Here is a 20,515-nt window from a genome sequence, read left to right as displayed (position 1 = left end):
TTAGTTTTAGCGTGGCTTTTGCTTTACTGTCTGAAAGTGTGGCTAATGTTTTAACACCTAAATCTATTCCGACTTCTTTTCCGGTTTTAGGTAAATGTTCCGGTAGCGGAGAATCATATACGATTATTATGAATCATTGGCTGTTTTTTAATTGTATTCGTATGTGTTTTATTTTTCCGGTTATTTCTGGTCTGTATCCTTTGAGGTTGATTCGTCCCAGTGGTTTCCAGTATAATTTTCCATCTTTTACGCGTATTCTGTTGTTTATGTTGTTGATTTTTACTGATTGTGAGGATTGGTACTTTTTTTTGAATTTTGGATGTCCGAATCCTCGTTTAAAAAAGTTATCGTAGGCCTGGAGTACTGGTTTATAACATGCTTGCATAGTATTAATATCCAAATCATTAATAAAATGATACCATCGCCTTAAATAGTTAAATATAGATTCCATATACTTATTGTTAACATAGGGTGTGCGAGCATGGAATATATTGGCTATACGTCTGTTGTATTCTATTTCCCCAATTATGTTATTGTGAATGAAACGTGAATTTCCCAAATATTCTTTAAACAACTTTTTTGTTTTTGATTAGGATAAACACGATGCCTACAAGACCTATAAACCATAATACTCTCCATCACTAAAAACTTTTATAATACTTATTATAACACTATTTAATATAATAAATAATCGCGAGAGAGCATTTGAAAAGTAAAATTATTATAAAAATATAATTATTTATAATACGTTTTTTGTGAAATTCATCTCCGACCTACAGAGGTCGGAGTATTCTTTCACATTTAAGATAAAAATTTTATATTAAATACTATTTAAAATTTAACCTTTGATAGAATTATAACCACTTTCAATAGCTTTTAAATTCATGTCATGGAATTTAGGTTTTAAATTATTTTTCATTGCATCAATAACAGATTCTTTAGTAAGTGGAAACTTATCATCAGCAGTGACCGCACCTAAAAGAACCATATTTAATGCTAAAACACTTCCAGCTTCCATTGCAAGCTTAGTACCTTCAATTGGAAGAACATGTTTAAAGTTTTCTTTTAATGTTTTGGTTATTCCATCAACATTCGGATAAGGCTTATCTGAAGATGATGGAACAATAGGATGAGTGTTGTAAACAATTTTAGTTTCGGAATTGACTTTATCAAGACCCCTAATTGTTTCTATTGGCTCAAAAGCAAGTAACATGTCTGCTCCCTTATTCGGAATGATTGAAGAGTTATATCCTCCTATTTTTAACTCAGTAGAAACAGACCCTCCTCTTTGAGACATACCGTGAATTTCACTCATGACCACGTCCAAACCTTGGTTCATTGCAGCCTCACCAATGATTGTAGAAGTTTTAATAATTCCCTGACCTCCTACGCCACAAATATAAATACAATAATGATTATCCATTTTCTCACCTACCTGCCTCTAGTGCACCATATTTACAAACCTGAATACAGACATTGCATCCATCACATTGAGATTTATCAATAGTAATTTTTCCATTAATTTTGGAAATAGCCGGGCATGCAAGTTCACTTACACACTTATCACAATTATTACAGTTGCCTTCAATGAAATCAACTGGAGGCTTTTTAGTTAAACCTTTAATTAATGTGCATGGTGCTTTAGAAATAATTACTGCTGTATCGTCACGTTCAAATGCTTCCTTATATGTTTTTACAACCTGTTCCAAATTGAACGGATTGATAACACGTACATAATCACATCCGCAAGCAAGAGCCAATTTACGAATTGATACTTCAGGAGCGTCATCGCCCATTCCATCAACAGGGATTCCAGGATTTGGCTGACCGCCCGTCATTGCAGTAATTCTGTTATCCAAAACTGTCAAAACAAAATTATGCTTATTGTGAACTGCATTGATTAACGGTGCAATACCGCTGTGGAAAAATGTGGAATCTCCAATGAAACTAGCTACTTTCTGGTCTGTTGAAACTGAAAATCCGCATCCATCTCCGACACTTGAACCCATTGACAATAAATAGTCAGCGCAGTTATACGGAGGATTAATACCTAATGTATAACATCCAATATCTGATGCAAATACAACATCTGATGTTTTAAGTCCAAGCTCATCAATAGCTTTGTTAATTCCATAATACATTGCTCTGTGAGGGCATCCTGCACATAAAACAGGAGCTCTATTAGGAATATCCTCTTCCAGTTTTTCCAGACTTGAAGAAAAATCAGCAGTTTCTGTTTCAGTAAAGTTTAAAATTTTATTTAATCCTTCACCGACAACATCGGAATTAAATTCATGGAAAAGAGGAAATGTTCCATCCAGTTTACCATGGACTGCCACATTAAGATTTTTAGCACCTATTGCTGCAAGTACATCTCTTTCTATAATCGGATCAACTTCCTCCACAATAAACACTTCATCCAAATCTGATAAAAATTCGGCGACTAAATCCTGTGGGAAAGGATATGAAAATCCTAATTTTAAAATGTCAACATCTAAATTATTGAACTTGACAACATCATGAGCATAGTTATAAGCACTGCTTGAAGCAATCAAACCATACTTTTTATTATCAGCGAATTCAAATTTTGCATTCAATTCACTTTTATTGGTTACTTCTTCAATCTTATGGATTTTATCCCATAACCTAACGTGCATATCTCCGGCAAATGCAGGAACCGGAACATATTTTGACGGGTCTTTATTAAAGTGACCTCTCTTCCAGTGGTTATCATTATTGGATGAATTATCTTTAACATCACCAAATTCAACAACGCCCCTCATATGAGATACGCGAGTGGTGGTTCTAACAATTACCGGCAAGTTAAACTGTTCTGATAATTCAAAAGCATATTTAACCATGTCCTTAACTTCCTGACAGTTTGACGGCTCTAAAATAGGTACGTTAGCCAATCTTGCATAGTTACGGGTGTCCTGCTCATTTTGAGATGAAAAAAGTGAAGGATCATCTGCAGACAATATAACCATTCCACCAGTAACTCCTGAATATGCAGTTGTCATGAATGAATCACTGGCTACATTCATACCTACATGCTTCATGAAAGTAAATGACCTAAGTCCTGAAGCTGCAGCAGTAGCTGCGACCTCCATTGCCACTTTTTCATTAGTAGAAAACTCAAAATAAATATTAGCATCTTTAGCCAATACAGATAATACATTTCCAATTTCTGATGATGGAGTTCCGGGATAAGTAGCTGCAATAGAAACACCTGCTTCTATAACTCCCCTTACAGCTGCTTCGTTACCAAGTAAAAATTGTTTTTCACCGGCAACTCCTGTAACTAATTCTTTTAAATTCATTATATTTTCCTCAAAATAATCATTAATACAATATATTATATAATAGTTTGATGTATAAATATGTATATTATAATAATTTATAAGCTTTTTACAAGATTGGAGGGAAATGATGATAAAAGTTTATGTTTCACGATTTGACAGAGAAACTGACAGAGAGCCTCATTTGGAGTGTTATGAAATTGAAAAAACACCTCACATGAAAGTTCTTGATGCATTGCAAGCCATTAATGAAAAATATGATGCAGACATTAGTTTTAGAAGTTCCTGTAGAGCAGGACAATGCGGTTCATGCGGAATTTTATTTAAAGGAAACGGTGCACTTGCATGTCAAAAAGAAATAAAAGATGGAGCAATCATTGAACCTCTTAATTTCCCTGTAATTAAAGATTTGATTGTTGATAAATCAAGTATTGAAGCTAAAGTAAAAGATTTAGAGTTATCCCTTCAATGTGACCATAAATGCAGTGAACTTGATACTTCAATTACAAAAGACGATTCAGCAGACACAAAAAAAGTCAGAAGCTGTATCGAATGTTACTCATGTTTATCAACCTGTCCTGTCGTAAATATCGCAACAGAAGAATTTGGCGGACCTTATTTAATGAGATACATGCGTAAGTTTGAAAGTGATCCTAGGGATAACTTCGACAGACTCAAAGAAGCATTGGATGAAGGTTTATACAAATGTACCAGTTGCGGCAAATGTTTGGCAGTTTGTCCTAAAAACATTAACACATTTGGTGATGCAATTGAAAAAATGAGAGCCATTGCAGTTGCAAACGGTTCAGGACCCCTCCCAGAGCATGTTGAGTTTAAAGACAATATCCTTAAAACCGGAAGGTCTGTTAAAACCAATAAAACTCCATTTATCGAACAGGTGAAAAATTATACCGGCTCAAAAATTGCATTCTTTACCGGTTGTATGGTTGATTATAAATTCCCTGAAATCGGCCAGATGTTAGTTGACGTGTTAAAAGAAAATGGAATTGATATTGATGTTCCGAAAGGCCAGGTATGCTGTGGTTCCCCACTTTTAAGAACCGGACAAACCGACATAGTCCAGGACCTTGTTGATAAAAATAAAGAAGTTTTTAAAGATTATGATACTATTATTACCATCTGTTCAGGCTGCGGTTCTACATTAAAGAATAACCATCCTGAATTCGGTTCAAAATTGCATGTAATGGACATCAGTGAGTTTCTAGTAGACAAACTTGATACAGACAAATTAAAAGAGGTTAATATGACCGTTACATACCACGACCCATGCCACTTAGGCAGAGGCCAAGGCATTAAAGATGCGCCAAGAGATTTAATTGAAAAAATACCTGGCGTCACATTAAAAGAAATGCTTTATCCATGCCAATGCTGTGGTGCAGGCGGTGGAATAAAATCTGGAAAACCTGAAATCGCACTTGATTTATCTAAATCAAAAGCTAAAATGATTAAAGATACAGGTGCGGATGCAGTAATTACAATATGTCCGTTTTGTGAGTTAAACTTGCAAGACGGATTAAATGAAATAGGATGTGAAGATATTAAATCCATGCACATTCTTGAATTATTAACTAAAGCTTACGAATAACTATATTGGAGTTGATTAAAATAGGAGATGCTGCTGTAAGTGAACAGAAAGTAGTTGAAACTGCTTCTATGAATTCGCCCGATGAAAAAGAAGAAAGCACCAGCGAAAAAAAATCAACTTCTACAAAAAAATCCAAACCGAAAGCACAGTCCAGAGGAACAGCAAGGTCTAAACTCACACGAGAACAGGAAGAAAAAGAAATCAGTCTTTTTAAAGAGAATATCTATATAGTTTTTGTCGAGTGTGAAACTCCAGGAAATATCGGTTTTCTTGCAAGGACCATGGCGAACTTCGGATTGAAAAATTTAGTATTGATAAATCCTCCGACATTGACAAATGAAGCATACTATCAGGCTACACACGGAAAATACATTGTCGAGAATGCAAAAATATTTCCAACCCTGAATGACTTTTACCAGTCACAAAGAATTGACTTTAAGGTTGCTTCAACAGGAATGGCCGGAGGAAGTTATAATTTATCAAGAATTCCCCTTAGACCTGAAGAACTTGGTAAATCTATGAATGTTTCAAATAAAATTGCTATTTTATTTGGAAGAGAAGGGGATGGACTTTCAAACAAAGAAATTGGAGATTGCGATATCTGCGTATCAATTCCAACAGATCCCACATACCCCATCATGAATATATCACATGCAGCGGCAATTATATTCTATGAACTGTTTAAAAATAAGCATGACTATGGTGTTAAAGGTCTTGAAGAAAGTTCTCAATTAGAAAAGGAATATTTAGTAAAAGATATGGAAGAATTGATTGGATATTTGGATATTCCAGAGCATAAAAAAAAGAATGGATTAAAAACATTCAACAACATTATTTCAAGAGCATTTATTACAGGACGAGAAGCACATACCTTTAAAGGTATATTAAGACGGCTTAAAATGAAATTAGGTGAACAATGAAAAAGATTAGCTTTGCAGAGATAAGCACATTTATCTTAAAATACATCTTCAATTGGAGATTTTGGATTGCTGAAATCACCAAAAAATCAAAAGCATATAAGAAACTAGTTGACAAAATGCTTTTTGAAGATGATGAAATCATTGTTGTGCCAAATACAATTAACGTGAATAAAAAAATTGAATCTGAAGGCTCCGAATTCCTACCGACTGATGTAATTAAAGAGGTTATCCGCAGAAGCGAAGATATTGTAATTATGGACACCTGCTTATGCAGAACATCCAATAACTGTCAAGATTACCCGCATGATATCGGATGCATATTCCTTGGTCCGACTACAAAAAAGATTTCAAGAAATATTGGGCATAAGGCAACTATTGAAGAAGCATTAGCTCATGTAGATAAAGCAGATGCAGCGGGATTAAGCCACATCATTGGAAGAAATAAAATTGATACCGTTTGGATGAATATAAGGCCTGGAAAAGGGCTTCTGACAATTTGTCATTGCTGCCCATGCTGTTGTTTATGGAAAGTTTATCCTAATTTACATGAAGACATTAGCTCAAAACTAGAAAAACTTGATGGTGTGAGTGTTAAACTTCATGAAGATAACTGTAAACTATGTAAAAAGTGTTTAAATGAAGTTTGCATGTTTAATGCAATCGATATTAAAGATAATAAAATTACTATTGACCATGAGATTTGTAAAGGATGTGGCCTTTGTGTTAATGTCTGCAAGTTCAATGCAATAACAATTGACTACACCAGCGAAACTATTGACAATGTAGTTAAAAGAATGGATGATTTAATAGAAATTAAAGAATTATAATATTTATAAAATTACTTGTGTGAAAAAATGGCGATTTTAAGCGATAAAGATATAAGAAAATATTTAGAAGAAGGCGAAATTGAAATTGAGCCTCTTTTAGATGAAAAACAAATACAACCATCTTCTATTGATATGAGGTTAGGAGATGAATTTAAAGTATTTAAAGTTATCAGAAAACCATATATTGATCCTAAAGATGAAGATGACATTGCATCTTATATGGAATCAACTACTGTTGAAAAAGGCGAAGCATTTATAATTCACCCTAATGAATTTGCCTTGGCCACTACATTGGAGTACGTTAAAGTACCTGATGATTTGGTTGCAAGAGTGGAAGGCCGTTCAAGTATGGGCAGATTAGGTGTTACAATGCATGTTACAGCAGGATTCATTGATCCTGGTTTTGAAGGAAAAATCACCTTGGAAATATCCAACATCGGTGCAATGCCAGTTGCACTTTATCCCGGCCAGAGAGTTTGTCAGATCGTTTTTGAAACAATGACAACACCTTCAGAAGTACCTTACGGACACCCAGACAGAAATAGTAAATATATGGGTCAAACCAGCCCTGAAAGCAGCAGAGTTAAACTTGATTACGAATTAAAAAAATAATTGGAGATACTGTTTATGAATCATGACAAAATGTCAAATATTAGTGCAAAAAGAGGATTTTTATGGCCGTCTTTTGAGATTTACTCCGGAGTATCCGGTTTTACAGATTACGGACCTCTTGGAGCAAGCTTAAAAAATAATATCATGCAGAAATGGAGAAAACAATATGTTTCAGGTGAAGGATTTTATGAAATCGAAGGCCCAACAGTAATGCCAAAAGAAGTCCTTAAAGCATCTGGACATGTTGATAACTTTACCGATCCAATGTGTAAATGTGAGGACTGTGGAGAAGTCTTCAGAGCAGACCACATTATTGAAGAGGTTATCGGTGAAGATGTAGAAAGCCTAGAAAATGAAGAACTCGACCAAATCGTTATTGACAATAACATTACCTGTCCTGAATGTGGCGGAAAACTGTCAAACATTTGGAATTATAATCTGATGTTTAAAACCGAAATCGGTGCCAAAGGTGATAAAGTAGGTTATATGAGACCAGAAACAGCACAAGGAATTTTCATTTTATTTAAAAGACTGGAAAGATTTTTCAGAGGAAAACTTCCATTCGGTGCAGTACAACTTGGAAAAGCATACAGAAATGAAATATCTCCAAGACAAGGAGTTATTAGGCTTAGAGAATTCACACAAGCTGAAGCAGAAATATTTTTAAATCCTAAAGATAAGACTCATCCTAAATTTTCACAAATTGAAGATGTGGTATTGCGCCTAAATTCACAGGAAGTTCAGGAAAACGATTTAGAACCTCTCGAAATCACTGCCCGTGAGGCACTTGATAAAGGAATTGTAGCAAATGAAATGTTAATCTACCAGTTATATTTGGCCCGTAAATTCCTAACAGAAATTGGAATTCCTGAAGATGTCTTAAGATTCAGACAACATTTGGCCGGAGAAATGGCTCACTATGCTCTGGACTGCTGGGACGTTGAAGTCAAAACCGACAAATACGGATGGGTTGAGATTATCGGAATTGCTGATAGGGGAGACTATGATTTGACCTCACACTCTCAGTACAGTAATGATGAGTTAAATGTATTCATTGAATATGATGAACCTAAAATAATTAAAAAGACTGTTGTAAAACCAAATCTATCCAAATTCGGACCAGTATTTAAAGGAGATTCCCCTAAAGTAAAACAAGCCATTGAAGGTGCTGACCCATCAGAAATAAAAGCAGCAATTGAAAATGATGGAAAATATACTGTAGAATTAGATAAAGTTTATGAAGTCACCGAAGACTTGCTTTTATTTGAAGAAGTTGAAGAAAAAATTACCGGTGAAAAAATCACACCACACGTAATTGAACCTTCATTCGGTATTGACCGTATCACTTACTCTGTTTTATTACATTCCTTTACTGAAACAGAAGAAAAAGATTACTTTAAATTCGATAAATCAGTAGCTCCAGTGCAACTTGGAATATTCCCACTTGTTAACAAGGAAGGGCCTCGTGAAATTGCACAGGAACTAACCGAAAACTTAAGGATGGCAGGTTTCACAGTTGAGTATGATGCCGTTGGAACCATCGGTAAAAGATATGCCAGAGCGGATGAAATAGGAATTCCTCTTGCAATAACCGTTGATTTTGAAACTCTTGAAGACCATCAGGTTACAATAAGAGACAGAGATACAGAAGCCCAAGAAAGGATAGCTATTTCTGATTTAAACGAATATCTGGAAAAATATTATAAATGAGTTTTAAACTCATTTATTCTCTTTTTTAAAATTTTCAAACAAATTTTTAGCCCAAACCATTGAATCCTCATTTTTTGATGTGATTAATCTGTTTTGATCAAAGTAACCATTATCCATGAATAATCCCAGAATCATCACCTGATCTGTGATAATCAATAAGAAAACATTTTCTTTATCAAAGCAATGCATATTCTCAATTTCAAAGGTATCATCAACTTTATCAAAAATGCTTCGGGGAACTAACAGTTCCACATCTATGTCTTGAGATACTAACTCGCTTAAACTGTTAAAGAACGGTTCATAATAAAACGGCAATACACATTTTACATGTTTTGCAAGAGTAAGGCATTTGTCAATGAAATTATATATTCTATAAGCATCCACTCCGCTGGATTCCATTAGGTTCGCTTTTCCCAACAGATACAACTCGGCTACAGAATTATTTGGAATTAAATCAACAACATGCCCATCGAGAATGTTAAAGAAGTTATTTAACAACATAATTACCCTATTAAATTCCATAATATCTTCAATTCTAACTTTTGCGGAATTTGAGAGGAAATATTTATTATGGTCCCTATATACAAAGTGTTTAAGTTCCATCTCATGCATATTGCTTGAAACTGAACTATAACTTAGATTTGTATTTTCAGTTAGTTCTTTCATGTTTTGTGGCTTTTCAAATAGAGTTGCCAATATCTTCAGTCTTACAAACGAATTTGATGCAAACTTTACATCTTCAAAAATTGAATCTATATTTTCGATATACTCTTCACTTTTAATCATCTTTACCACCTATGTAGTATTACTTATACAGATATTTTTATTACAAAAAAATATAAAATCTATCAAACTGAACAAAATCACCAAATAACACTTCCAAAAAATTTAATAATGAAAGTTTTTTTAGATATTTTTTTAATGTAAAACTAACAAAAATGAATTCAGATAAAGTTTTCAGGTTGATATAATGATTGACACTCATATGCATGCTGATTCTAGAAGTAGTGAAGATTTTGAAAAGATGTATCTAGCAGGAATCGATACTGCTATAACATGCAGTTACTATCCCTATAAAATAGATAACGAAACAATCCTTTTAAATCATTTAAATAGGATTTTGGAATATGATACAAAAAGAGCAAGAGAATATGGGCTTGATTTAAAGGTTGCTTTAGGAATCCATCCCACCAACTCAATAGAAAATCCTGAAATAATTTTCGAAAATTTATACAAGTGGATTGAAGGCAAACAAATCGTAGCTATCGGAGAAATCGGTCTTGAAGATTTAACAGAATTAGAAATTTCAATTTTTAAAAGACAACTGGATATTGCTGATGAAACAAATTCAAAGGTAATAATACACACCCCTCGAAAAAATAAAAAAGAAGTTTTAAATGAGATTATAGAAATCATCCCACAGCATCTCGATGAAAAACAAGCCGTTATTGATCATATTAATCCAAATGTTGTAGATGAAGCCATTAAAACAGACTGCATGTTAGGTTTGACAGTTCAACCACAAAAAATGGAAAAAGAAGAAGCAATAGCTATTTTGGATGAATACGGTTTTGATAGATTCTTATTAAACAGCGACATCAGCAATAAGCCATCAGATCCTCTTTCAGTTCCAAAAACCATTCGCCAATTGGAACGATTAAAATTCAAAAAAGAAGATATTGAAAAAATTTCTCATAAAAATGCTCAAAACTTTTTTGAAATCTGAATGGTGAGAAAATGGAGAAGAATAATATTATAATTATCGGATTGCTTTTAGTAATAATCCTACTCATTATAGGTTTAGGAACAATAATGTTAACCGATTTCAACAAACAGGACTGCAAGCTAGAAATAACATCACCAGAGTCTTTAGAAAATGGACAAAATCTTACATTAAAGTTTACTGATTCAAAGAATGCATCAATTGAGAACGGCAAAATATCTGTTAAAATTTTCAATGAAAACAACACATACGAATATAATGTCACTACAGGCAATACTGGAACAGCAGCATTAACATTGAATAATCTTGAATCCGGCAAATATAATGTCACATGTACCTTCGATGGAAACAGCAAATTCAAATCAGCAAAATGTAGCGGAAAACTAACATACACCGATGAAGTTACTGCATCAAGTTCCGGAAGTTCAAACCCGATTGAGGACAACCGTCCGGTAAACGATGCAAATTACAAAGGATACAACCCCTATCACGAAAGTGAAGTCACAAGCGACGGTTGGAATCCGAAAGATCATGAGGTATCACGCCAAAGTGTAGGTGACGGCAATCAAAAAATCAAATACGATGACGGATATTTCCGCATTGTTGATTCCAATGGGTATGTAATAACGTATGGTTATGGAGACTAATGACTGAAGCAAGGTTTATAAAAATGAACTTAATTAAAAATATTCCAATACCGATATGCGGATTAATACTTGCATTGATTTCTTTAGGAAATCTGCTGCAAGACATCCACCCATTTCTAAGATATTTATTTGGCGGCATTGGAATAATATTTTTAATTTTAATTATTCTGAAAATAGTTTTTTATCCTGAAAATATTAAAAGAGATTTTAAAAATCCAATAATCGTTAGCAGTTCAGGTACTTTTTCAATGAGTTTGATGCTCCTATCTACATATATCATCCAATTTCAACCAGGTATTGCATATACTTTATGGATTATTGGAATTGCATTGCATATTCTGTTGATGATTTACTTTACATATCATTTTATCATCTGTGATTTTGATATTTCGAATGTTTATCCAAGTTACTGGATAGTGTTTGTTGGAATAACAATGGGTGCAATTACATCAAAGGTTCATGGAATAGAAGAAATAGGATTTTTATTTTTTATCATAGGATTTATTGCAATGATAATAACATTACCTTTGGTTATTTACAGATATGTCAGATACCCAGATATTCCTGATGCAAATAAACCATTAATATGTATTTTTACTGCACTTTTAAGCATACTGATTGTAGGTTATCTAAACACCACAACCAATATCTCAATTGAATTTGTTACAATATTATATTTATTTGCATGCATATTCTACATATTTGCTTTCCTTAAATTCATAGAATATAGAAATTTAGACTTCTATCCAAGTTTTGCTGCATTTACATTTCCATTTGTCATCAGTGCACTTGCCACAAAAGGAACTCTAAATAAAATTGGATTTAATTTGATATTAAGCAATATATTAAAAATAGAAATAGCAATAGCTATTATAATTGTATTATACGTATTAATGAGATATTTAATATTTCTAAAAAAGAGTTTGTAGTAGAAATTAATCTACTAACCTTTATTAATTATCCTAACCTTTTTAGGGGAAACAACAATTAAATCTTTATCATCAGTTCTTGCAAGCAATAATGCCTGAACACCATATCTTGCCCTCATTTGTTTGATTTTTTCGCCAGCTAATTTAAAGTTGGCAGCACTTTCTTTTTCTAAAAAGGACAAATCTAAAATTACAGGATTGTTCTCTTCAATAACCTGATCAACGACATAATTTATATCATCAATAGTTTTCGGCCTGATTAAAACAATTTCATAAAATGACTGTTCCGGAATAATCACAAAGTCGTCATCATCATAAGCTGGAGGCTGAGGATTAGGACTAGGATTTGGATTAGGGCGTGCCGCAGGTCTTTGTGCAGACCTATATTGTTGATTATTGTTCGAATGTCTCACATTATTATTTGAAGATTTTGTAAGATTATTAAACATTGCAGATATGTTGGAAAGAGCACTTTCCTTAGAATTATCCAGGGTTTCAGTTTCTTCAAATCCTAAACTTCTTTTTAAATCATCCATAAAACTCATTTCAATTACTCCTCTAAATATTCAAGAATTGCATCTAATAATTTATCAGCACCATTATTGTAAACATCCTCAACAGGCAAATTAAATTTGGACTCAAAGTATTCAGGACATAAATCCAAGCTAGCATTCTTGAAGTTTACTGATAAACCAACAACTTTAGTAGGTTCAACAGCCTCAATAGCTTTGATTTCTTCTTCAATACCACGAGGTTCCCTGTATGGATGATTTGGTCTATGCCCAACAATAACTGCATCTGGAGCAGCACCGATTAAAATTGCTGCAGACAAACCTCTAGGATGAGGATTACCCATTTCAGTTAAGCTGGATTGACCTTCAATGAAAATAATATCCGGATCTTTGGTCTCTTCAGCGTATTTTATTGCAGACAATACTGCAGCCGGAACATCCATAGCAGACAAACTGCCTGCCCTAAAGTTGAAATCAGTTGGTTCTTCCAAACCCATTTCATCAGTGGAAATGATTGCAGGAGTTAAGCCCCTTTTGCTACTGGCTAATCCGAGCATTTTTGTTGTGGTTCTTTTGCCGCATTCCTGAGATGTACCTCCAACAAAAATAACTGGAGCTTTAGGATTATAGGATATTTTAGGTAAAACTTCACATGATTTTTCAGGAGCAACACCAGCTATTTTTTCAACAACATCTAATCTAGGGCCAATTTCTTTAATAACCACATTTTTTGAATCTGCAAATTTCTTTAAAGATAAGTTTTCTTCAATAGATAAAGATCTAAAAGATGTAACAACATTTAAACCAGCATCAATAGCTTGAACCGCATACTTTAATGCAGCGCCTTCAGCACCAATAGGCAACATTATAACAAGAGATTTTGCATCAGGAGCATCTTGTAAACATTTCTCCAAACTGCCTGAAACGACTTGATTACAAAAGTGTTTTCCTTGTTTTCTTTCATCATCATCGATGAAACCTACTGTCTCAATACCATCAAGATTGGAGAACTTTTCACCGCCTCCTCCGCAGCCAACTACAATAAACGGATTTAAATCTTGAATTTCTTTAACTGATTTAACTGAATACAATAACTTCACCCCTATCCTATAATTTATAACTTATAACTAAATCATGTAATTTTATTATCTTAATTTTTCAAAAATATTTCAAAAAATCATACTATAATTAATTATGATTTTTCATATTAATAAACTATAATGGTTCCCGAACTATTAGTAAAAAAATATTTTTTAAAAATGTGATGCATTGACCTGAAATTTTGCAACATCCACATAACCTTTTTATATAATTTAAAAAGTTATAATGTGCCTAAAACATAAAATACCATCTAATAACACTAGATGCCCATCAAATATAATTTTGAAAGTTAATTCTACAATATAGCCAATATTAAAAAGATTTACTTTTCCCAAAAAAATTGAACAAAATAAAAAAAATATAATATAAATATAGTACAAAATTTAAATAATAATATATTAATGAGGTTATTTTAATTTAATGAAATTCAAATACATTACAATCTTACTGATATTGATGTGTTTTTTCATTTCACTTTCGAATATTTCGGCAAGTGATAATCTAAACCCTGAAAATATTAGTTCGATTGATGATGAAACTAACTTAAAGGTTTCAAATATTGAAACTATTGATGATTTAGACAAAAGAATTCAGAATTCTACTCCTGATTCAATTATTAAACTAGAAAAAGATGTCTATGTTAGCAATGATACTCAATGTCAAGGTATAAACATATATAACAACATTACTATTGATGGGCAAGGCCATAAAATTGATGGAAATGCTGCCGAGATGGATTTTTTATTTAAAATCTATAGTGATGATGTTGTTTTAAAAAATATAGTGTTTTCAAATTGGGATTTAATCTATTCATATAATACTATTGAATGGACAGCTAACAATGGCCAAATGAGAAATTGTACTTTTATCAACAATACTGCTCATTATGGAGGTGCTGTAGATTGGACTGGAATTAACGGAATGTTAATCAACTGTACATTCATCAATAATGTTGCTGAAAATGGTGGTGCTGTATACTGGTATGGAATTTACGGTAACATAGCAGAGTGCACTTTTATCAATAATACCGCTACCCTTGGGGGAGCAACTTATATTTCCGGAAGAGATACCAAATTAGATAACTCCAAATTTATAGATAACTCCGCTTCCGATAAGGGTGGTGCAGTATATGCTGATGGACTAATTTTTTACTGTCAAAATCCGATTTTGTAAATAACGCTGCAGATAAAGGCGGTGCTATTTATACAATTGCATATCCAACTTCAATTGAATCATCTAATTTTACTAATAATGCCGCTGACGATACTGCCGGTGCAATTTATCTGTCATCAGATTCAAATGTAGTGAAAACTTCCAAATTTATGAATAACTCAGCTAGTTCAGCAGGAGCAATTTATTGTGATGTAAATGATGAATTAACACTCAATAATTGTGAATTTATCAGCAATACTGCTCAGGAATATGGAGGAGCTATAATGATTGATGAATATGCAAACATTACCAATGCAACATTCAAAAACAATAGTGCAGGAACTGGTGGGGCAATTTATAACTCAGGCACTGCAAAAGTCATCATGTCCATTTTTTCAAAAAATACCGGATATTCTTCTGTTCCTAAATTGAATACCAATATAGATATTTATAATAACGATGGATCTGTTGAAGATATTGTTATATTTGGTGCCAACCACAATATCCATGAAAAACATCCTACTGCAGCATGGCTAAGAGATTTGACAGAATCCAGTGTTTTATTACTCACTGCAGCACTTACTGCTGGAGCAGGATGGGGTATTGCAGCAAATGGAGTTGCATTTTCAGGTGTGATTGCAATGGGCACTAATGCATTAATAGGTGGTGTTTTAGGCGGTATTAATGGCCTAATCTACACACTTAACTATCATGATAAAAGTAACTTCTGGTCATTTGTTTTAAAAGGTGTTGCTAAAGGAATCCAGTTTAGCCCATTAGGCGGTGCAATTAACGGTATAAGTCCTATTTACTCAAACAATTTTGTGCAGATTGGATTAACTCAACTTATATCAAAAACTACATCATACGGAGTAAAAGTTGCACAAAGTACCCTAAATGAATATGTAAGGCAAAGCAAAATCCACTATATTGTTTAACCAAACTAGACGTTTGATTACTGCAAGATATCAAACTTGCAGTAATTTTTATTTATTTTTTAAATTTAATGAAACTCATTTGATATAACAATCTTTTTTTATAACAATATACCAAATATATCTTTAATGAGTGTTGAAAACAAAGTTAATGAAAAAACCACAAATAACATGAGAAAACCTTATGTTATATTAATTGGAAGTGCATCCGGAATTGGAAAATCAACAATAGCTGCAGAACTTGCTAAAACATTAAATATCAAACACTTAATAGAAAGTGACTTTATCAGAGCAGTAGTTCGAGGAATTATTGGAAAAGAATATGCTCCGGCACTTCACAGCTCATCTTATGATGCATATAAACATTTAAGAAATAAAGATCGCTACGAAAGTTATGAAGAATTAGTTTCTGCAGGATTTGATGAACATGCATCTTCAGTCATACCCGCCCTTGAAAAGGTTATTCAAAGAGCAATCACAGATTATGATGACATCATTATAGAAGGAGTTCATTTAGTTCCGGGACTAATAGACATTGAACAATTCAAAGAATATGCAAACATCTACTTTTTCGTGCTAAGTTCCGATGAAGAATCACACAAAGAACGATTCGTGAAAAGAGCTGTTCAAATTCATCGCGGTGGAAAACAGCTGGATTTCTTTAAGGAAAACAGAATTATCCACGACCACCTATTACATCAGGCAATAACGCATGAAGTGAATATTATCAATACAGAATCTATTGAAAAAAGTATAGATAAGATTCTGGCCATAATTAACCAGTCCTGCACCACAATTAAATTAATTAACAGTGTGGATGATTTGGCGGATGTTATTGACATAATCATCAACCAAAACAATGGAAGCCTTGAAAAAGTTGTATACAATATAAAAGGATTCAAGGAACCTTTGACAAGAAATATAAATGTTTCAGATTCATTTTCCGCTGAAAAATTTATTAACAGCATTAATGAAGATGAAAATAAAAAGGAATATCTAAATGAATTATATAAATTATCAGAATATAGACAAACAACAATATGTGCTTCAAGCCAGGAAAAGTTAGATAAAATCATGACCCAATTAACTGAAAAAGGATATGTATTAAATGAATGAAGAAGAATTAAATGAAATGATTATAAAATGTCCGGTATGCTCTGTTGAAGGAAAAGCAAAATCAATCATGAAGGAACTTGAAATACCTCATTTTGGAAAAGTTCTAGAAACAAGCATACAATGTCCGGTTTGCGGATTTAAACACAGTGACATTATCGCTTTAGAACAAAATGACCCTGCAAAATATGTTCTTGAAATAAATAAAAATACTTTAACAGTCAGAGTAGTCAGATCACAATCAGCTACCGTTTCTATACCGGAAATCGGAATAAAAGTAGAACCTGGCCCAAAATCAGAAGGTTATGTAACAAATGTTGAAGGAATACTTAACAGATTTGAGGATGCAGTAAAAAAAGCATTGAATTTGTTTGATGATGCGGAATCTCAGGAAAACGGAAAAAATACTCTCAAAGAAATTCAAGAACTGAAAAAAGGAAACGGTACTGCAACATTAATTATTCAGGACCCTTTCGGGCAAAGTAATATAGTTAGTGACAGTGCTAAGATTTTAGAAATTCCCGAAGAGGAATTGCGTGAATTAAAAACAGGTTTTAGTCATATAGAAGATAAATAAGAAAGAAGATTATTCTTCTTCCTCTTCTTCATCATCATTTGCTGAAAAGCTAGCAAAACTATCTTCTTCAACAACATCTTTTAATTTTAAAGTTTTTTGAACATCCATAGCTAATGCATTACAATCTGCTTTAATAGCTTCTAAATGTAATAATATTCTTTCTTTTTCTTGATTAATTCTTTCAATGTTAGTGTATGGATAAGTAGATTCTTTAAGCATTTCATACTCAATAGTGGTGTATGGGTAATCATTTAATTGCTTACATACGTTTTTCAAAACGTCGCCTAAGAATTTGTTCATTTCTACTTTAACCCTTTCCCTAATCATTTTGTCATCATCAAGATTTTCTTTCATTAAACGTACAACTTCTGCTTTAGCGAAAGGTAATTTTTCTTCATCTTCGTCAACATATTCTTCAGAAGTATTTTCAATCATTTCTTCTTCGGACATGATTACACCTCGATTAATTAATTAAAAATATTGGTTTGCTTGATATAATTTAGAAAAAATCCTAAATTCACCAATATGTAATTATAAATTTGTATTAACTTCTATATAAAGGTATTGATTAAATTGAAAAAATGAAGCCGTATTCGACTAGTTTTAACACCAACTATCAAAATAATGATAGGTAAAATTAATAATTTTAATACTTGCAAATTTTGAAAAAATCGTTTTAAAAAAATAAAAATAAGTAGCTTTAAAGCTACTTTAAATTACCATTTTTTGAAGATATCCCTACCACAATATACACCCATTGAGAACACAATTAAAAGTGCAATAAGGACAATAGGATTTCCAGATTTATATTTCCAAAGAATACCTTCTGAAAAATCATCCAATTCATTGTGAGGAACTTTTTTATGTTTATCCGGAACATCATCATGATTATCAGGATTAGAAACATTAACAAGAACTTCATCATCATTATTGGTTAAATCTGGATCATAGTTATCACTTGTAGCAGAAACACTGTTTCTTAAAGAACCCACACTATTAGCTATTGCTTTAATTTTTAGAAATGCAGATTCGCCAACTTCCAATGCATCTAATGACCAAACATTATTTAATTTATTAAAATCACCTGCACTGGCTTTAAATGATTTGAATGTTAAAGAATCATCCATGATTTCATTAACCTCAACATTTCTAGCGACATCAGGACCATTATTTGTAAGTCTGATGGAATAATTAACTACATCTCCAACAGTATATACGTATTTTGAAACTGTTTTTGTAATGGAAATATCGCTTGCAGGACCAACAGTAAGATAATTTTCATCTTCATTGTTGTTTAAATTAGGATCGCTTTGGTCTCCCCAGACATTAGCAACATTTGTAAACTCACCTGTTTCAATTATTTTACAGATTATATCCAATTGTTTGGATTGGCCATTTTTCAAATCGCCCACATTCCAGATTGAATCGGCGTATTTTCCATCACCTTCAACACCAACAATGCTTAATCCGTTTGGAATAGTATCACTAACCATGACTCCTGTTGCATCATTTGGACCGTTATTGTATACAATCAATGACCATTTGACTAAATCCAAATAGTTTGCTTGAGATACATTTACCAATTTAACTATAGATAAATCAGCAATAGGATTTACTCCAATAGATTCATTATCCTTATTGTTTGAAGTATTCCAATCATATTGAGAAGGAATAACCTCAGCAACATTAATAATATCATCCAAAGTGTTAACCAAACAGCGTATTATGATTGATTCACTGCAACCGTTGTTTAATTGGTCTAGATACCATATACCTTCATAATATCCCCCTGCAGTAGAAGTATAATTGATAAATTTTAAACCGTTAGGTAAAATATCGATAATTGTTATATCTATTGCATCATCAGGACCGTTATTGGTAACTACAACTGACCATTCAACAACATCACCGAAATTAGGATAAGTATTGTCAACACTTTTGATTATGGCAAGGTCACTGGATTTTGGAACAAAAATGGAAGCGTTATCTTCGTTGTTGGATTCATCTGGATCATATTCCTCACCTTCAATTTTTGCAATGTTGGTAAAATCACCAGTTTTATTGACATAACATATTAATTCCAAAGTTTGTGTTGTTCCTTTTTCCATACAGCAGACAGACCATACACCATTGTCATAAAATCCTTTGCTTGCAGTGTAATTTAATAATACTAATCCTTCAGGTAAAATATCATCTACAGTAACTCCGGTTGCATTATCAGGACCATTATTTGAAGCTATTATTGTCCATTTTACCAAATCATGATAGTTTACATCTGAAACATTAACTAATTTGATAACAGATAAATCTGAAGCTTTTGAAACATTGATTGCTTCGCTGTCTTTATTGTTTGATTTGTTGTAATCAAATTCGTTAGCAGATACTGATACATTGTTTACAAACAGCCCAGTAGCATTAACTCTGCAGATAATGTTTAAACTGGCAATACCTCCATTAGTTAAGTTTCCAATATTCCATTTACCGGATATTTCATCATAATCACCATCAGATTTAACAAAAATCAAAGATTCAGGAAGCAAATCAGAAACTACAACACCGCTAGCATCATCAGGACCATTATTAGATACAATTATTGTCCATTTGACTGAATCACCGAAATTAGGTGAAGAATTGTTAACCAACTTTTCAACAGCCAAATCAGATGCAGGCTTAACAAATACAGAAGCATCATCTTTGTTATTGCCCAAATCAGGATCAAACTCCAAACCTTTAACACTAGCAACATTAACAAAACTACCAGTAACATTAACCCTACAGTAAATATCCACACTACATGACTCACCAACAGTCAAATTACCAACAGAAATCTGATTATTCTTATATTCCTTAGT

19 protein-coding genes and 1 pseudogene are annotated in these 20,515 nt (G+C 32.8%); 12 read left to right on the top strand and 8 right to left on the bottom strand.

From position 1 onward, the window contains the following. Positions 1 to 133: 133 nt before the first annotated feature. The 3 genes from IJL02_RS02790 to iorA form a co-directional block, all read right to left on the bottom strand. Positions 134 to 574 (bottom strand): hypothetical protein, encoded by a 441-nt coding sequence (locus IJL02_RS02790; protein WP_292808797.1) that lies wholly within the window; start codon positions 572 to 574, stop codon positions 134 to 136. A 264-nt stretch (positions 575 to 838) separates the two neighbouring features. Continuing rightward, positions 839 to 1,423 (bottom strand): indolepyruvate oxidoreductase subunit beta, encoded by a 585-nt coding sequence (locus IJL02_RS02785; RefSeq protein WP_292808795.1) that lies wholly within the window; start codon positions 1,421 to 1,423, stop codon positions 839 to 841. 4 nt (positions 1,424 to 1,427) lie between these two features. Continuing rightward, entirely contained in the window at positions 1,428 to 3,320 is a 1,893-nt protein-coding gene (gene iorA / locus IJL02_RS02780; RefSeq protein ID WP_292808793.1) for an indolepyruvate ferredoxin oxidoreductase subunit alpha, read from the bottom strand. Positions 3,321 to 3,429: 109 nt separating this feature from the next. Here iorA and tfrB point away from each other — a divergent pair, with 109 nt between their 5' ends. Genes tfrB through glyS form a run of 5 tightly spaced genes read left to right on the top strand, consistent with a single transcriptional unit; the run spans position 3,430 to position 8,974 of the window. Then, the gene (gene tfrB / locus IJL02_RS02775) at positions 3,430 to 4,905 is read left to right on the top strand and encodes a fumarate reductase (CoM/CoB) subunit TfrB (protein ID WP_292808791.1); all 1,476 of its coding nucleotides are present in this window, start codon (positions 3,430 to 3,432) and stop codon (positions 4,903 to 4,905) included. An 11-nt stretch (positions 4,906 to 4,916) separates the two neighbouring features. Then, positions 4,917 to 5,825 carry a TrmJ/YjtD family RNA methyltransferase gene (locus tag IJL02_RS02770; protein WP_292808801.1) on the top strand — a complete coding sequence of 303 codons (909 nt, stop codon included), beginning with the start codon at positions 4,917 to 4,919 and terminating at the stop codon, positions 5,823 to 5,825. Then, positions 5,822 to 6,652 (top strand): DUF362 domain-containing protein, encoded by an 831-nt coding sequence (locus IJL02_RS02765; RefSeq protein WP_292808789.1) that lies wholly within the window; start codon positions 5,822 to 5,824, stop codon positions 6,650 to 6,652. The genes IJL02_RS02770 and IJL02_RS02765 overlap by 4 nt, the downstream gene beginning before the upstream one ends. A gap of 27 nt (positions 6,653 to 6,679) precedes the next feature. Then, positions 6,680 to 7,264: a dCTP deaminase gene (gene dcd, locus IJL02_RS02760; protein ID WP_292808787.1), complete on the top strand. Its 585-nt coding sequence runs from the start codon at positions 6,680 to 6,682 to the stop codon at positions 7,262 to 7,264. A gap of 15 nt (positions 7,265 to 7,279) precedes the next feature. After that, positions 7,280 to 8,974 (top strand): glycine--tRNA ligase, encoded by a 1,695-nt coding sequence (gene glyS, locus IJL02_RS02755; protein ID WP_292808785.1) that lies wholly within the window; start codon positions 7,280 to 7,282, stop codon positions 8,972 to 8,974. 9 nt (positions 8,975 to 8,983) lie between these two features. On the opposite strand, the gene IJL02_RS02750 is transcribed toward glyS, so the two are convergent. Beyond that, positions 8,984 to 9,760, bottom strand: coding sequence for a winged helix-turn-helix domain-containing protein (locus IJL02_RS02750; RefSeq protein ID WP_292808783.1), 777 nt, complete (start codon positions 9,758 to 9,760; stop codon positions 8,984 to 8,986). Between the two features lie 184 nt (positions 9,761 to 9,944). Between IJL02_RS02750 and IJL02_RS02745 the strand changes: the two genes are divergently transcribed. The 3 genes from IJL02_RS02745 to IJL02_RS02735 are packed head-to-tail and all read left to right on the top strand — an operon-like array spanning position 9,945 to position 12,273. Continuing rightward, complete coding sequence (locus IJL02_RS02745) at positions 9,945 to 10,700, top strand: TatD family hydrolase (protein WP_292808781.1); 756 nt, start codon at positions 9,945 to 9,947, stop codon at positions 10,698 to 10,700. Positions 10,701 to 10,711: 11 nt separating this feature from the next. Further along, entirely contained in the window at positions 10,712 to 11,344 is a 633-nt protein-coding gene (locus tag IJL02_RS02740; protein WP_292808779.1) for an Ig-like domain-containing protein, read from the top strand. Further along, the gene (locus tag IJL02_RS02735; RefSeq protein ID WP_292808777.1) at positions 11,344 to 12,273 is read left to right on the top strand and encodes a TDT family transporter; all 930 of its coding nucleotides are present in this window, start codon (positions 11,344 to 11,346) and stop codon (positions 12,271 to 12,273) included. The genes IJL02_RS02740 and IJL02_RS02735 overlap by 1 nt, the downstream gene beginning before the upstream one ends. Positions 12,274 to 12,287: 14 nt before the next feature. Here IJL02_RS02735 and IJL02_RS02730 read toward each other — a convergent pair whose 3' ends face one another. Together IJL02_RS02730 and IJL02_RS02725 are read right to left on the bottom strand one after the other, a co-directional pair. Continuing rightward, positions 12,288 to 12,818: a cell division protein SepF gene (locus IJL02_RS02730; RefSeq protein ID WP_292808775.1), complete on the bottom strand. Its 531-nt coding sequence runs from the start codon at positions 12,816 to 12,818 to the stop codon at positions 12,288 to 12,290. A 5-nt stretch (positions 12,819 to 12,823) separates the two neighbouring features. Next, positions 12,824 to 13,876: a DUF1611 domain-containing protein gene (locus IJL02_RS02725; protein WP_292808773.1), complete on the bottom strand. Its 1,053-nt coding sequence runs from the start codon at positions 13,874 to 13,876 to the stop codon at positions 12,824 to 12,826. 430 nt (positions 13,877 to 14,306) lie between these two features. On the opposite strand from IJL02_RS02725, the gene IJL02_RS02720 reads away from it, so the two are divergent. From IJL02_RS02720 to IJL02_RS02705, 4 genes are all read left to right on the top strand, one after another. Further along, positions 14,307 to 15,059 (top strand): hypothetical protein, encoded by a 753-nt coding sequence (locus IJL02_RS02720; protein WP_292808771.1) that lies wholly within the window; start codon positions 14,307 to 14,309, stop codon positions 15,057 to 15,059. A 149-nt stretch (positions 15,060 to 15,208) separates the two neighbouring features. Then, on the top strand, positions 15,209 to 15,976 hold the full coding sequence (locus tag IJL02_RS02715; RefSeq protein ID WP_292808769.1) for a hypothetical protein: 768 nt from the start codon (positions 15,209 to 15,211) through the stop codon (positions 15,974 to 15,976). A 168-nt stretch (positions 15,977 to 16,144) separates the two neighbouring features. Next, positions 16,145 to 17,089, top strand: coding sequence for a 3H domain-containing protein (locus IJL02_RS02710; RefSeq protein WP_292808799.1), 945 nt, complete (start codon positions 16,145 to 16,147; stop codon positions 17,087 to 17,089). Continuing rightward, complete coding sequence (locus IJL02_RS02705; RefSeq protein WP_292808767.1) at positions 17,082 to 17,663, top strand: ZPR1 zinc finger domain-containing protein; 582 nt, start codon at positions 17,082 to 17,084, stop codon at positions 17,661 to 17,663. The genes IJL02_RS02710 and IJL02_RS02705 overlap by 8 nt, the downstream gene beginning before the upstream one ends. 9 nt (positions 17,664 to 17,672) lie before the next feature. On the opposite strand, the gene IJL02_RS02700 is transcribed toward IJL02_RS02705, so the two are convergent. Then, positions 17,673 to 18,113: a hypothetical protein gene (locus IJL02_RS02700; protein ID WP_292808765.1), complete on the bottom strand. Its 441-nt coding sequence runs from the start codon at positions 18,111 to 18,113 to the stop codon at positions 17,673 to 17,675. Positions 18,114 to 18,379: 266 nt separating this feature from the next. Next, positions 18,380 to 20,515: pseudogene (locus IJL02_RS02695) on the bottom strand (hypothetical protein); the annotation flags it as partial.

The organism is Methanobrevibacter sp. (assembly GCF_017427765.1).
Taxonomy (GTDB): Archaea; Methanobacteriota; Methanobacteria; order Methanobacteriales; family Methanobacteriaceae; genus Methanocatella.
The sequence above is the reverse complement of the archived record's forward strand: the minus strand, read 5'-3'. Positions and strand labels throughout refer to the sequence as shown.